The sequence below is a fragment of the Gilliamella sp. B2887 genome (assembly GCF_026537015.1).
GTDB lineage: Bacteria > Pseudomonadota > Gammaproteobacteria > Enterobacterales > Orbaceae > Gilliamella.
The window spans coordinates 29,761-46,037 of the sequence record NZ_JAFNMX010000014.1; the positions used below are offsets into that span (position 1 = coordinate 29,761).

A 16,277-nucleotide genomic window follows, 5' to 3' on the forward strand; every position below is an offset into this window, starting at 1 on the left:
CTTATATAGGAGCTAGTTCTACACTGCAAGAAAAAACTTACAATGCAAGTTCTTTATTTATATACTTAATAGATTGATTGAAAACATCTTGAATAGATAGGGATGTGGTATCAATTATTAAAGCATCATCCGCAGGTTTAAGTGGCGCAACAGTTCGATTTCGATCGCGCTCATCACGCGCAGTTATCTCCTGCAAAATTTCGGCGAATTTAACATGATTTTGCTTCTCTTGCAACTGTTTCATTCTTCTTTCTGCTCGGGACTCCGCACTCGCATCCAGAAATATCTTAACAGGCGCATCTTTGAACACAACACTTCCCATATCTCGACCATCAGCAATTAATCCTGGTGCCTGTCTAAAGTCTCGTTGGCGTTGTAATAAAGCGGTTCGAACACTATTCATTGCGGCAACTTTTGAGGCTGCTCCACCGGTTTGTTCTGTGCGAATCTCTTTTGAAACATCGAGATTATTTAACAAAACTTTTACTTCACTACCAGTTGTATCAAATGCCAATGGCAAATTAAACGCTAATTGGGCAAGTTTTTGCTCGTCATCAAGAGCAATATTTTGTTTAAGCGCCGAAAGTGCAAGAACGCGATAAATTGCTCCGGAATCCAAAAGACGCCATTTAAAATGATTTGCCAACGCTTGACATAATGTGCCCTTACCAACACCACTTGGGCCATCAACGGCAATAACAGGAACAGATCGATTCATTTTATTCTTCACTTAAACGTTTAAATTGTTCAAAATAATCTGGAAAAGTTTTCATTGTACATTTAGGATCTAATATTGTTATTGGTGTATCCGATAATGCCACTAATGAAAAACACATTGCAATACGGTGATCATTATAAGTTTTTATCTCAGCATGGGTTAATTTAGCTGGAGGAACGATTGTAATATAATCTTCACCTTCATCAACCGTAGCGCCAACTTTTCTTAATTCAGTTGCCATCGCATATAAACGGTCAGTTTCTTTTACGCGCCAGTTATAAATATTGCGAATTGTTGTTGGTCCTTTCGCAAAAAGTGCTGTTGTTGCAATGGTCATTGCTGCATCAGGAATATGATTCATATCCATATCGATGCCATTTAAATCACAACTAGTACACTCAATATAGTCATCTGCCCAAGTAATTTTAGCGCCCATTTTTTCAAGTACATGGGCAAACTGAGTGTCGCCTTGTAAACTTTTTTTACCGATACCTGTAACTCGTACTGTACCACCTTTAATCGCAGCAGCAGCTAAAAAATAAGAAGCGGATGAAGCATCACCCTCAACCAAATAATTGCCCGGCGATTGATAACATTGGTTGGCTTTAATTGTAAACTTTTGATAATGATGATTTGTGACTGTTACACCAAAAATCGCCATCATTTTAATTGTAATATCAATATAAGGCTTAGATACTAAATCTCCAATTATCGTAATTTGAGTATCGTTTGGCGCCAATGGTGAAGCCATTAATAATGCAGTTAAAAATTGGCTAGAAACTGAACCATTAACCTGAATATTACCGCCAATAAAACCACCATGAATGTGTAATGGCGGATAACCTTCATTTTCAAGATAATCAATTTTAGCACCACCTTGACGGAGAGAATCAACTAGGTGACCAATTGGACGCTCTTTCATGCGTGGCTCACCGGTTAGTACAATATTATTATTGCCTAAAGATAAAGCCGCAGCGAGTGGTCGCATTGCGGTACCAGCATTCCCTAAAAAAAGTTTTAAGGCGTTTGACGAAGGTAACATACCACCTACACCTTCGACATCACAGATGGTTCTATCATGTGATAGCTGATACTTCACACCCAAAGCCGATAAAGCATCTAGCATATAGCGGACATCATCACTATCAAGTAAATTGGTTAAACGCGTATTACCCTTACTCAAAGCGGATAATAGTAATGCACGATTAGACACACTTTTAGAACCGGGTAAATTAATGGTGCCGTTAAATTTTTTTATTGGTTGTAAAGTTAAGGATAACATGATGACTCTCTTTAATATTTATTGTAGTTTTTTAAAATTTATCTAGTGTTGTTTTTAACAAATCAATGGCATGCTCATCTTTGGCACTATTTTTCCATAATCTATCAAATAACGAGCGATAGCGTTTAATGGCATCATTCGAAGAGGTAATTGATGCAATACCTGTTGTCACATTTGGTAATTCGCCTAAACGAAAAGGACTCATTGCAAGTGAAATTGGCTCACCATTTTGATAAAAAATTTGAAAAGCAATTGATGGAATCGCTTCTTGAGTAATAGCGATGGTTGGCGCATAAGATTGTTGTTCAATGAGTTCAATTAAATGATAGACTTCTTTACGAGCAAGCAGCATCCTTTCTGATTTTTTACCTGGCGAAATGGTTAAGTTACCGACTAAGCCGATATGCAAAAGACGTTCAACATTACGTAAACTAATTAAGTTTATCACCTTAGGAATTGACTGGTAAAATTGTATTTTACGATGTTTTAAAATTGACAAAATAACTGCATATTTTTGCGGTTCAATTGACTCACTAGACTCTTCTATCATCATAGCTAAATGATTAAGATAGTTTGGTGAAGTTAATAAAAATGAGAAAGGATCGAAATGAGAATAAATATGAGTTGATTGTTCTTCAAGTTGTCGCATACGTTCAAAAAAACCTTCGCCACTTGAATAATATTCTGTATCAATTCCAAGTAAACTTGCAAAAGAGGTATTGAGTAAAAAAGCCAACCGTTCTAATGTTTCAATTTTAACAATTTCACCTTTCTCTAACCGATATACCGCTGCTCGTGAAATTTTAAGATTTTTTGCAACATCTTCTGCTTTTAGCGAAGCAGCAATACGATATGCGCGCAAGCGCTGACCTATAGCACAATAATCAATCGTTCCAGTAATCATAATACACTCAAAACATTAGGATTTTGGCAGTGTATCACATGGTGATAACAATGCCAATTTTTGTAAAAATTTATCAGGTTGAACCTATTTTTAGGTTCATATTTAAAACAGAAATCAGTTTAATAGAACCTTTTGTAAAGCTGAAACTTTTTCATATTCGGTAAATTCTGAAATTGCTTCTGGTTGCTTTGCATCAGTTTGGCGTTTACCTAATACTTGGGACGCTAAGACTAAACCTTTGGGTTCTATAATGGAGCGATGATAAAAGTCAATAAGATCTTGCTTGGTGATTTTCTTCACTTGCTCAATTTTTTTTGTCAATGAATCAAACGCGAAACGGTTATTTCGATAGTCAGGTAAATAACGGCTTAATTCTTCATCTAAAGTTTGTGGTGGCATAGTCAATTCTTCAAACACTGCTTTTTTATATTGATTAATATCATCTTTAGATAAAGCCTGCAATTTATTTGATATCACTGGATAAAATTCTTGATAGCGTTTAAATAAATAAGCTGGATCATATTGGTTACTTTGTACTGTAAAGCTTATTCCTATGGAATCACCTATTGTCATCGGAGTTGCAAATACTGCATAACCTAATTGTTCATTAGTCCGTATTTGATCATAAAACCATGGGGATAGGATTTTAGACAAAGTATAACTTAATATACCACTACGAATTCTATTATAGCCTGTTGGAATATAACCCATTATTAAGGCATTATCAGTACTCTTTGCTTGTTGAATAATTTTAGCATCCAGCGAATTTTTGATAATAATGTTTTCACTCGGTGTATATTCAACATCGCGTACTAATGTTTTTTGGATAGAGTGGTAAAGATCTAAAGAGTTCTCGTTAGATAAATTACCTAAACTAATCATATATGGCACAGAGCGAAAAAGTAAGTTATCACGATAATCGACAATATCTTTAATAGTAATATTGGCCGTAATTTGACGTCGTTCATCTCGTTCAAAATAACGAGGTAACACAGATAGAGCATTAATGGGTTGAACAGCTAGCCAGTAACTTTTAGCATGATCGGCATTATCAAGTTTTTGTAGATACCAAGATTTCGCTAAAGCTAAAGTTTGTTCATCAATAGTGACATTACGATAACCATCAAGAACGGCTGTCACCATTTTGGATAGGTGTTGACTAAAACCACTTGCTAAGATCATCAAGCCATTATCACCTTGAGTGGATAACGAGATCCCCGCTACCGCAGCTTGAAATTGTAAATCACTCAAACTTCGGTTTGCAATATAGTCAAGTAATTCAAAAGCGACATCCGCTTTGGCTGAAGCAAAGGCTTGATTGCTACGCAAAGAGACGACAATAGCAGCTTTAGGTTCATTTTTGAAATACTGACTTACAAAATGGATATGATTACCACGTTTACTAAACTCTGTTGGTTGAGCTTGATCATAATTTTGTTTCACAATTGAGAAATCATCAGGAATATAAGGATTTAATTGAGGTAAAGAGAAGGTAAAACTCTTACCCAATGTTGACCAACGAGCTTTTTGTTCGCTAGTGATATTTTCAATTTTATAAGGTGCATTGACAAAATAAGCAGTTTTATCCGTGTTTTGATCTGGTGAAATCACCCAAACTCGGGTATTATCAGGCGTTAAACTTTTCAAGCGAGCAATAATTGCCGCTTTATCAAAATTAGTGGCAATGTAATTGGAATTTAATATATTTTGTACTGGATATAACAACATCTGATCAGATAGCCATTCAACATAAGACATATCCCGATCTACATCTTCATACTTAAATTCTAAAGCTAGAACTTTTTTAAGCTCTTCATAATAGGCGTCAGAAACACCCTGCTTTTGAATTAATTGTAAATAATTAAAAATTGCACCAATCACTTTATCTTTCTGAGCGAGGCCTTCATCAGTTAAACTGACATTTATACTAAACGTACCACTATTACCATAACGTATAGAATCATAAGTTGAACTTATTGCTTCAATTAATCCTTGCTTTTTCAGTTGATCGGATAATGTATTTTGGCTGTTATTGCTGATCAAATAATTGATATATTCATCGGTTTTATCGGCAAATTTAGCCAAATTACTTTCCATTGGGAACTGTAAAAATAGCACTTTTTTCGGTTGTGCTGGCACCATAGCAATTTGTTTACTTAGTACATTTGGTGTTAAAGCCGGTTTATCCACTTTAGGAGCAGTGACATTTCTATTCGGAATTTTGCCAAAAGTTGTTTCAGCTAATTTTGCCAATTTACTAATAGATTGATTACTATAAATCACCCCTACCATAATATTGGATGAATAGTAATTTTTATGAAATGCGACTAATGCATCTTGTAATTTACTGTTTGGTTTATCACTTAGTGTTTCTAAGTTACCGCCTGCAAATTGCGCTGCAGGATGATCAGGATTGATGGTTTCCGCATTAACTTGCCGGATTCTAAAGCCATCGGTTGATCTGGCCATTGTCATTTCAGCATTAACCGCATTGCGTTCTTTATCCGCAAAATTAGAATCTAATTTAGGTTCCGCTATCGCATCGGCCAAATAATCCATCGCGGTATCTAAAGCACTGTTTTCAACTTCAAAATAAAAAGCAGTTCGATGTGCAGCAGTACTGGCATTATAGCTGCCCGCATGACGGTTTAAAAATTCGGAAAAACTTGAGGGTTTAGGGTACTTTTTGGATCCCATCAGTACCATATGTTCTGTGTAGTGAGCTAATCCTTGTTGATCTTTAGGATCTTGCAATGATCCCACTGGTAAAGCTAATGAGCCTAATGATTTTGCCGCTTTAGGATCGAATACCAATAGTACCCGCATTTGATTGGCTAATTCAATTACTTCATATTGACGCTTATCGCGATCACTTTGTTGTATTTTCTCTAAAAGCGCTGGGAAGGAAATTTTGTTTTCAATTGCAAAAGAGGAATTAAAAATAAAAAGCACTGATATTATAAAAAAAATAATTTTTATCTTATCCATATAATCTTCGCCTAACAAAAAAATAATATTATAGTCTTTTTTTAAGCAATTAGGGAGAGAAACACACATTATTTGCACGTTAAAATTTCTTAACAAAAATTAACGAAGGTCAAATTTCTTTTGTCTAAAAAGAATACTATAATTCAATCACTACTGTTGAATAAGTAATCTCAACCATAATACGGTCAGTTCAGTAATGTTATAAATTGTTTACCATTTTATTTCACAAAAATGATACGTTCTTATCGGTATCAGAATCAGTTCAAATTAACACTATTAGTTAGTAGCTGCAATTGATTCAAAGTAGTTTAGATTTTTATCGAAAATGCATTGATTCAAAAAGGAAGGGAGTATTTCGTTCATTTGTATCTAAATACTCCTTAATTTAATTCTGCCAAATTATGGTCAGACTAGCAGTATATTAATTGGTAACAAGTACTTACACACAAAATACCAAGCAAGAATATAATGGATTAAGGTTTTATATGTTCTGTAAAATAGTATTAATAATTAGTATCTTAACTTATAGTTCCTCAGTGATAGCCAACACCAACGATTTTGATAATGCAGTTAAAGCCGATCAACTGTTAAAAGAGAGTATAGAAGCTAAAAAGTTTCAGAATTACGACCTTTCATTGTCAAAATTGCAACTTGCCTATGAACTATCACCAACTAATTCTGATATTTTGGTCCAATTGGGCTTCAATTATTATGCTTTAGGCAAATTAGATCAAGCCAAACAATCATTTCAAGACGCTTTATCCATTACGCCTGATTATATTGATGCACAATATGGCCTGGTTAGCGTTATTCTAGCGCAAAATCCTGATGACCCTAACAAAGCGGAAAAACTGCTCAATCAATATTTAGAGCAATCACCTAACGATATTCAGTTATTAACAATTAGCAAAAGTATCGAAGCTGTAAAAAATTCTATACACAATTGGGAGTTTAATTTAGGTGGTACTCATAGCCATTTATCAAAATCTTACGCTGATTGGAACGAAATGGAGATGGCTCTATCTTATAAATTATCCAAAACAGATACCATTACGGGTTACTTCGCACAATCCCATCGTTTTCATATGAACGATCAAAAGTATGGAGGGACACTATGGCATACGTTCAACAATAAAGCGTATGGTTATTTAACAGGATTTGTCTCTTCCTCAAATAAATTATTTGCTAAATACACATTGATAAATGGAATCGATTACACCTTATTTAATTCGATAAATGATGATGTTAACTCTTTTCATGTTACTTTAGATTTGAAGCTTGATCATTACAATGATGGCAACATAAAAAGTATTGATCCAGGTATAACTCAATATTTTTTTGGTGAACGACTTTCTTTATCTGGAAAATGGAATAATACCTTTGATCAAGATAATAAACATATGAGTGGTTTTTTAGTTAAAATAGCCGCTTCTCCTACGGAAAAACTCCGCTTATTTGCAGGCTATTCCAATTCTCAAGAAACATCAGATCGATCAAGCAATTTGACTCGTTCGTTAATTAAAGTAACTGCTCGTTTTGTTGGCCTCTCTTATGATATTACTGAAATTGTTACCTTAAACCTCAACTATACTGACGAAGATCGTAAAGAAACGACCCATAACCGTAAATTATATAACAAAAAAACTTTAGGCTGCGGAATAAAATGGATATTTTAATACGTTACATCAATATTTATAATGGTAGTTTGGTGCTGTTGGGTTGCATTGTGATAATCATAACATCAATAATTTACTGTAAAAGAAGAAAACAACGCCGTCACTATAACAAATTAAAATTAACCTTAATCACCGCTTACAACAAAAGTATTAAACAAAATAATCATATTATTTTTAAAAATACCGTTGATAAAACATTATCGTCAGGTTCACTTATACTTATTGTCTCTTTTTTTGCCAAAAGACAGCGCTATGAATTGCAAAAATTTCTTCCTTTTTTTGCGGAAGAAACGTTCCAAAAAAAATTACGTTTACTTTTACTAAAAGGAACGGTTCAACAACGTATTGAAGCTGCCAATATGTTGTCTTATTATCCATGCCAAAAATCATTTAGTGCATTAGAAAGAGCTTGTTTAGATCGTCGTCAAGAAGTCGCTATCGCTGCAGCATTAAGCTTAGTGGTCAGTGATCCTAATGTATCATTAGTTGAACTCATTACTAAACTGTTTAATTCCATACCACAAAAAGGATTATTTTGTTTTCTCCGCCTTATTCCATCGTATAACTTATTACAATTTGAATCTCAAGTCATTGATGAAGAATCAAGAAATTTTGATGGTACGCTACAAACCATGTTAAGGGAAATTTCCAATAACTACATCACTCCTTACGTTATGTTTGCCAGAGAAGATCAACGAGATTACATGCAACAATTATTTGAAACATTACTCAGTTTGCAATGTAAAGCATCAGGAATAATTCACAGTTGTTACATTTTAAATTTTATTAATGAACTTTGTTATCAAGAAAAAATATGCAGTATTCAGGAACTCATAACAAATAATTTTAATTTTGATACTAAATTATTTGTTTATTGGGCTGATAGCAATAATGGTATTTATAAAAATCAGGTATGGGCAACATTATGAGTAGTTATCTACACGATGCTTTAATTTCTACACTGCAAGTAACAGTTTATTTTATTATGTTTATTGGATTGTTACAAATTTTCATTTACTTTATACAACTTATCATAGCGTTATATGTATTTTTTGATAATCCGCACAAAGAAAGAAAAATACAAAGCATACAAAAAAATGACGGTATGTTGCATCCAATTACGATTATTATGCCCGCTTATAATGAAAGTATTACCATAATTGAAAGTATAAAGTCCATCCTTGCATCCGATTATCCCAATGCAGATGTAATAGTAGTCAATGATGGATCAACCGACGATACTTTTGAGTTAATTAATCAATTTTTCAACTTAGAAAGAACATTACACAATCTCAATACTAATAATCCCAATCTACTTTCGCACGCTAAAATAAAAGGGGTTTATATTTCTCGCAAAGATAGTCGGTTACGCGTTATCGATAAAGTGAATGGTGGCAAGGCTGATGCACATAATGCCGCGATTAATTTAAGCCGTTCACCCATTATTTGCCTTTTAGATGCGGATTCAATTTTAGCACCTGATGCCCTTACAAATGCTATGGTTCCCTTTATTGATGATCCGAAAACCATCGCAGTTGGAGGAACTGTACGTGTTGCTAATAGTTGTTTGATCAAAAATGGTTTAGTGAAAAAAATTAACTTATCTCAAAAATACATTGTTCTATTACAGATAATTGAATATATGCGATCTTTTTTAATGGCAAAAGTTGCATGGAATCATATTAGTGCATTACCAATTATATCCGGTGCTTTTGGCTTATTTCGTCGGGATTTTGCTATTCGTATTGGCGGTTTTTCTGTTGGTTCGGTAGGTGAAGACTATGACTTTACGGTAAAATTACATAAATACATTTATGATTCAAAGGTGGATTATAAAATTAAATATGTACCTACTGCCATTTGTTGGACACAGGTACCTGAAAAATGGAGAGTTTTACAAAATCAGCGTATTCGCTGGCATATTGGCGCTTTGCAAACATTTTTTCATTTCCAAAACTTAATTTTTAATATAAAATACAGTAGGGTAAGTTTTTTAATTTTACCTTTTTCAATACTGACCGATATTATCGGACCGTTGTCTGAGCTCTTAGGTTACGTGCTATTGCCGCTTTTTTGGTATCTTCAGATTGTAAACGGTAATATAATATTGTCCTACTTTTTGTTAGTCATTTGTTACAATATATTTATTAGTTCTGTCGCCATTTCTATTGATGGATTATTACTTAAAGGATTAGATAAAGTAAAATATTTGATGTCCCTTTTTTTAATCTCTTTTCTGGAAAATTTCGGTTATCGACAAATTTGTTTGTATTGGAAAATCAGAGGGTTTCTTCGATTAAAGAAAGGTAAAATTACTTGGGGAAAAATGGAAAGGGTCAAATTTGACAAATAATGCCGCTACAATACGATTTATCTTATTATTTATCATAGCTTTTATGATTCATTCTTCTTTTGCTGCTGATCGTTTTGTAGGTACAACTCAAAACGGTACTTATAACGCTTTATGGATGCAAGCAAATGATGATTTGCATCCGTGTGAGAAAAAAACGATTTTTAGTGAAACTAAAAACGGAATATTAAACTCAGTTTCCTCTAAACAAGAACAAAATTTCGATAACGTATTATCTGGTTATAATAACGACAGTGTAATTAAACCAACCAATATGGATGAAACGCCCGATTTGATACAAACTGACGATGATCTCTTTGACAATCAAACAGTAAATACCCAACTTCCCGTGACCAATGAGGAAATAATTACAAAAAAATTAATCAATCTTGGAATGTGGAACTGGGAAACTCGTACTTGGGATACTTCTCCCGAACAGTTTATCAACCAAATAAGAGCAAAAGGCATCAATCAAATCTATCTACAACTAGCAATTGAAAATGAAAACATAAAATATAAAGAACAATTAAATCAATTGCTCGATATTGCCTATGAAAATCAGATAAAAATTATTGCAGTTGAAGGCTCACCGGATATGGTCATTGATTCAGGATTAAGAAATGCTATTGAACGCAATAAAATCATTAAACAGTTTTGTTCTATGCGTGAAGACAAACCCTGTCTTGCAGGTATTCAATATGACATCGAACCTTATGTGTTAGATGACTACAATCAAGATCCCGATTATATTTGGAAACTTTGGCATAATGCCATAAAAATGCTCAGTCAGTCATGGGGCGATAAAATCGAGATTGTTATCCCTTTTTGGTTACTTTATATCGACAATGGTGAACAAATCGTACAGAGTATTCAATCCTACATTTCAAGATATACTATTATGGCTTATCGTACCGATTATACTCAAATCTATAATATAAGTGCGAAATGGTTAATATGGGGAGATGAAAACGAACAAAAAATCATGATTGCGCTTGAAAATAGCCTACTTGATGATGGAGTTGAGAATTTTTACATTCCAATTTTGACCAGTGACGAGCTAGAAAAAGCCGAATTTAATGATAAAGAGTTTATTTTACTCAATAAAGATAAACTGCATATCGATAGTAACACTTATACTTACTCCTCGCCATTGTCGCCTAGAGCAGGAAGTAGAGACATCAGTTTTATGGGGGACGAAGATAAATTATTTCAAACGGTAGATTTACTGGGAAATGACTTAACTCAATGGAATTCTTTTGACGGCATCGCCTTACATGGTCTTGCTTTATAAATTATAATGTCTTTTAAGTAAAGCATAAGAGCTGGTAAACCAGCTCTTTAATTATCAATAGATTTTCATTTATTCATATAAAAAAATGATCAATGTTCGCGTGTCTTTCTAAATTCAACATCAGGATAACGCTCTTGTGTTAAATTCAGATTTACCATACTTGGTGCAATATAAGATAGATTATCACCACCATCTAACGCTAAATTTTGCTCACATTTGCGTTTAAACTCTTCAAGTTTTTTCACATCGCTGCACTCAACCCAACGCGCTGTAGTGACATTAACCGGCTCATAAATTGCCTCAACATTATATTCCGATTTCAATCGTGCAACTACCACATCAAACTGAAGTACCCCAACAGCACCGACAATTAAATCATTATTGGTGATGGGACGAAATACTTGCACAGCACCCTCTTCGGATAACTGAACCAGTCCTTTTAATAACTGTTTTTGTTTAAGTGGATCTTTTAAACGAATCCGTCGGAACAATTCTGGTGCAAAGTTAGGAATGCCAGTAAATTTAAAATTTTCACCTTGGGTAATAGTATCACCAATTTGAATTGTGCCATGATTGTGCAGACCGATAATATCGCCAGCGTAAGCTTCTTCAACATGCTCACGATCACCGGCCATAAAAGTTAACGCATCAGAAATATTCACATCTTTATTTAAACGAACATGACGCAACTTCATTCCTTTTTCGTATTTACCTGATACAATGCGCATAAATGCCACGCGGTCACGATGTTTCGGATCCATATTAGCTTGGATTTTAAATACAAAACCACTGAACTTTTCTTCTGATGATGCAACTTCTCGTTTATCAGTTTGCCGTGGTTGGGGTGTCGGTGCCCAAACCGTTAAACCATCAAGCATATGATCGACACCAAAATTACCTAATGCGGTACCAAAAAAGACTGGGGTTAAATCGCCTGACAAAAAAGCCTCTAAATCAAATTCGTTTGATGCACCTTGTACCAATTCTAACTCTTCACGCAGTTGCTGGGCTAAATCTTCACCTACAGCAGTATCTAAATCAGGATTTGTTAGACCTTTAATAATTCGAACTTCTTGAATGGTATGACCTTTGCCTGATTGGTAAAGATACGTTTCATCCTTAGCTAAATGATATACACCTTTAAATAACTTACCGCAACCAATTGGCCAAGTGATTGGAGCACACATAATATTAAGTTCATTTTCAACTTCATCAAGCAGTTCCATTGGATCACGAATGTCACGGTCAAGCTTATTCATAAATGTTAATATTGGCGTTGTACGTAAACGGGTTACTTCCATTAATTTACGAGTACGATCCTCGACCCCTTTAGCCGCATCAATGACCATCAGGCAGCTATCTACCGCAGTTAAAGTACGATAAGTATCTTCTGAGAAATCTTCATGTCCAGGAGTATCTAGTAAGTTAACTAAGCAATTGCTATAAGGAAACTGCATAACCGATGTAGTGATCGAAATACCACGCTGTTTTTCCATCTCCATCCAGTCTGATTTGGCATGTTGAGCATTCGCTCCACGACCTTTAACGGTACCCGCTGTTTGAATTGCTTGCCCAAATAAAAGCACTTTTTCAGTAATGGTTGTTTTACCCGCATCTGGATGCGAGATGATAGCAAAAGTGCGACGTGCATTCACCTCATCTAAATAAGCTTGTTCTGTCATAAAATTAACTGTCTTAATCCATACAAAATAGTCGTATATTTTAACAGGTATCTGACTGTTTTGCCATTGATGTTATAACTGATGCTATTTGCCTTATTTGTTTATCTATGCATAATGTTTACATTCAATATTGTTAGCTGATGTTTGTCTTTTTGACAAGAAGTTTCAGGTTACACTAACGTTTCAGTATAAAAATGGAACTTGTTATGAATATCCGTGATCTAAAGTTGTACTTACATTTATGCGAAACGTGTCATTTTGGTATGACAGCTGATGCCATGCACGTAAGTCCGTCAACGTTATCAAGACAGATCCAACGCATGGAAGAACATTTTGGTTATACCTTATTTATTCGTGATAATCGCCAAGTACAAATTACTCCTGAAGGTGAAAAAATAAAACGTTTTGCTCAACAAGTTGTGAACCTACATCAACAAGTAAAGCAAGATTTGGATCAATCCGATCAACAATTAGCAGGTGAACTGACCCTTTTTTGTTCGGTTACCGCGGCTTATAGTCATTTACCTGAAATCCTTGATAGATTTCGTATTCATTATCCTCAAGTTGAAATTAAGCTTTCTACTGGCGATGCAGCGGATGCCGTTGAAAAAGTTCAATCGAATCTTGCGGATTTAGCTATTGCAGGTAAACCCAAACAATTACCTGCTGGGGTTGAATTTTTAAAGCTTGGTGAAATTGAAATGGTTCTATTGATACCAAAACTTAACAGTACCTTTAGTGATAAACTGCATCAAAAACAACCTGATTGGGATAATATCCCTTTTATTTTACCTGAACACGGACCAAGCCGACACAGAATTGATCTTTGGTTTAAACAACAAAAAATCAGCAGCCCGAAAATTTATGCTACTGTTGCTGGACATGAAGCAATCGTATCAATGGTTGCATTAGGGTGTGGCGTAGCGTTGTTACCGAAAGTAGTTATGGAAAACAGTCCTGAACGAATCCGAGAGCGAATAACCGAATGGTCAACTAATTTAATGGAACCATTTGATGTGGGTATTTGTGTCCAAAAAAGACGATTGTCTGAAAGGATCATTGCAGCTTTTTGGACACTTTGCGTTCTTAAATCTACCCAATAATCAAAAAAATAAAATATAATATTCATTCATCGTTCAAAAAATAAAGATAATATTATTTATAACAACCTAAAAAATATCAGGATAGTCCTATCTAAAATAATTTGGTTGTTAAGAAAGGAAATACTTGCAATGAGAATTAAAAATATAAAAATAAAAGCATTGGTATCGTTAATGTGTTTTACCTCCGCTATCCTTCCTTTTGCAGTTCAAGCTAAAAGTGATCTACGATTAAGTATATCTCGTGAAGAGATGAATCTCATCCAATATCCGGCTGGGATAACAATAGAAAGTTCTACTTACTATGACGGGGATAGCGATGACTTAGTAACAGCAGGTTTGGGATTCACGCCTTTATCAACAATCGTGATTAAACCGACAGTAGCTCATCCTGCTCAACCTACCCTACAAGAACTCAGACAATTGAAATTAAATCGTTTTATTGATATCAAAACTGGAGAAGGGTCACTTTTTGGTTTTCAAAGAAAAAATCTTACCCAATTATTTGATGGTAAAATAGCAGGTACTGAAATATTAGCCACCTATAAAAATAATGAAGAAAGTGTAGGGCTATTAGTACAAATCCCATTGGATTTTGATAAAAATAAACCGTGTATTGTTGCCGTACCATCAACAAATTCAGATGGTTTATTCAATGCATATGATATACAAATTCGGGGATTATGGGGCCTTCGTCATAACTGTGCCGTCGTTTATAATGATAAAGGGTTGGGTAATGGTATTTATGATATAACGCATCAACGGGGATTTGCGATTAATGGCAAAGTGCAAACAAATAACTTATTATTTAAACCTAATATCGAAAATCGAAAGCACTATGTAAAAACCTACCCTAACCGCTATGCAATAAAACAACTGCACTCAAAACAAAACTCCGAAGAACGTTGGGGGGAATTTGTTTTAAAATCCATTGAATTTGCTTTTTACCAAATCAACTCTCACTATTCCCCTACTAAAAAGGTGATATTCGATAAAGACAATACGTTAGTATTAGTTTATGGCGCAACTGATGGCGGAGGAGCCGCTCTAAAAGCTGGAGAGTTAGACAAAAATAATACAATAAAAGGTATTGTGGCAGTTAATCCTCAAATCTCACCTTACTCTGAAACGATACCTGTAAACGTTAAAGTTGGTGAAAAACCATCTGCAAGAATTGAATATCTTTCAATAGCGGAATATAGTACTTATGCATCACTGTATATACCTTGTGCTGTTCCAGCAATAATCAATGAAAATAAAGATATGAATATACCTTTTGCTGATAATTACACTTATGCGAAAAATCGTTGTAATGCCTTAAAAAAAGCACAATTACTCATTTATGGAACCCCTAAAGAAGCGCTTGAAAAACTGCGTCAATATGGCTGGACACCAGAAATGGAGAGACAACTTCCCTATTATTATTATAAAGAAACAATAGGGCTACCTTATCAATATATTAGCGCCTATGGTCATTTTGACGTTACCGAAAGAATGTGTGATTATTCGGTTGCAAGCACCCAAAAAAATCCACTTCTTTATACAGGTAAAGTTGAACCTTTATCAGAAACAGATTTCCAGCAACTTTGGGGATGGGCAGATGGACATCTACCAATATGGCTAGGAAATGAATCAACCCTATTAGCACTCGTCAACAATGAAGACATTCATTCGCCAAGACGAGATTTCTATTCAAGTTCTGATAATAAAAATGAAATTGACTACAACAGTAAAGGGGCAATTTGTTTGTATGAAAAATTAAAAGATCCTCGAGTTGTTTTCGGTATGAAACAAGTTGTCGCCTCAGCCAATTTAAATGGAATCAAAACATTTATCATCCATGGTCGTAACAATGTAAAACAGCTACCGGATTATACATCTCGTGCTTACGTGGCCTTAAACAGTCAAGTAGAAGGCATCAATTCACAATTACGTTACATTGAAGTAGAAAATAGTAGTTATTTAGAAGGCAAACCGCCATTTGATAATTCACTTGTCTCAATTGACTATTATGGAGAGGATGCAATGGAGTGGTTGTGGGCAAATTTAACCAATAAGGCAACATTACCTGACAGTCAGGTAATTCATGCTATGCCCCGTGTAGGAAAAATTGCATTCACGCCCGATGCCACTGCCCAAAATTTAGTACCTATATTACAAACGCCTAACAGTAACGATATAATCAAGAAAGAAAATGGGGAATTGATTATTCCTAATTAATAAGTAAATGATCTTTTTAACTATCGGCTTAAGTGTCACATCTAGCTTAATCCCGATAGTTAAAAT

The 16,277-nt window shown here is 34.6% G+C and carries 11 protein-coding genes; 6 read left to right on the plus strand and 5 right to left on the minus strand.

Annotated elements, in window-relative coordinates:
• Nucleotides 1–37: 37 nt before the first annotated feature.
• The 4 genes from cmk to ptrA form a co-directional block, all read right to left on the minus strand.
• The gene (gene cmk / locus J3U13_RS10330) at nt 38–718 is read right to left on the minus strand and encodes a (d)CMP kinase (protein ID WP_267341925.1); all 681 of its coding nucleotides are present in this window, start codon (nt 716–718) and stop codon (nt 38–40) included.
• Between the two features lies 1 nt (nt 719).
• On the minus strand, nt 720–2,000 hold the full coding sequence (gene aroA / locus J3U13_RS10335; protein ID WP_267341926.1) for a 3-phosphoshikimate 1-carboxyvinyltransferase: 1,281 nt from the start codon (nt 1,998–2,000) through the stop codon (nt 720–722).
• Between the two features lie 31 nt (nt 2,001–2,031).
• Entirely contained in the window at nt 2,032–2,904 is an 873-nt protein-coding gene (locus J3U13_RS10340; protein WP_267341927.1) for a helix-turn-helix domain-containing protein, read from the minus strand.
• A 114-nt stretch (nt 2,905–3,018) separates the two neighbouring features.
• Nucleotides 3,019–5,892, minus strand: coding sequence for a pitrilysin (gene ptrA / locus J3U13_RS10345; RefSeq protein WP_267341928.1), 2,874 nt, complete (start codon nt 5,890–5,892; stop codon nt 3,019–3,021).
• 485 nt (nt 5,893–6,377) lie between these two features.
• Between ptrA and J3U13_RS10350 the strand changes: the two genes are divergently transcribed.
• The 4 genes from J3U13_RS10350 to J3U13_RS10365 are packed head-to-tail and all read left to right on the plus strand — an operon-like array spanning nt 6,378 to nt 11,209.
• The gene (locus J3U13_RS10350; protein WP_267341929.1) at nt 6,378–7,568 is read left to right on the plus strand and encodes a YaiO family outer membrane beta-barrel protein; all 1,191 of its coding nucleotides are present in this window, start codon (nt 6,378–6,380) and stop codon (nt 7,566–7,568) included.
• The gene (locus J3U13_RS10355; RefSeq protein ID WP_267341930.1) at nt 7,556–8,497 is read left to right on the plus strand and encodes a hypothetical protein; all 942 of its coding nucleotides are present in this window, start codon (nt 7,556–7,558) and stop codon (nt 8,495–8,497) included. The genes J3U13_RS10350 and J3U13_RS10355 overlap by 13 nt, the downstream gene beginning before the upstream one ends.
• On the plus strand, nt 8,494–9,921 hold the full coding sequence (locus J3U13_RS10360) for a glycosyltransferase family 2 protein (RefSeq protein ID WP_267341931.1): 1,428 nt from the start codon (nt 8,494–8,496) through the stop codon (nt 9,919–9,921). Before J3U13_RS10355 ends, J3U13_RS10360 begins: the two co-directional genes overlap by 4 nt.
• Nucleotides 9,911–11,209: a hypothetical protein gene (locus tag J3U13_RS10365; protein ID WP_267341932.1), complete on the plus strand. Its 1,299-nt coding sequence runs from the start codon at nt 9,911–9,913 to the stop codon at nt 11,207–11,209. The genes J3U13_RS10360 and J3U13_RS10365 overlap by 11 nt, the downstream gene beginning before the upstream one ends.
• A gap of 89 nt (nt 11,210–11,298) precedes the next feature.
• On the opposite strand, the gene prfC is transcribed toward J3U13_RS10365, so the two are convergent.
• Complete coding sequence (gene prfC, locus J3U13_RS10370) at nt 11,299–12,891, minus strand: peptide chain release factor 3 (RefSeq protein ID WP_267341933.1); 1,593 nt, start codon at nt 12,889–12,891, stop codon at nt 11,299–11,301.
• 206 nt (nt 12,892–13,097) lie between these two features.
• Here prfC and ilvY point away from each other — a divergent pair, with 206 nt between their 5' ends.
• The gene (ilvY, locus tag J3U13_RS10375) at nt 13,098–13,994 is read left to right on the plus strand and encodes an HTH-type transcriptional activator IlvY (RefSeq protein ID WP_267341934.1); all 897 of its coding nucleotides are present in this window, start codon (nt 13,098–13,100) and stop codon (nt 13,992–13,994) included.
• 129 nt (nt 13,995–14,123) lie between these two features.
• Nucleotides 14,124–16,211: a 3-hydroxybutyrate oligomer hydrolase family protein gene (locus J3U13_RS10380; protein WP_267341935.1), complete on the plus strand. Its 2,088-nt coding sequence runs from the start codon at nt 14,124–14,126 to the stop codon at nt 16,209–16,211.
• Nucleotides 16,212–16,277 lie beyond the last annotated feature (66 nt).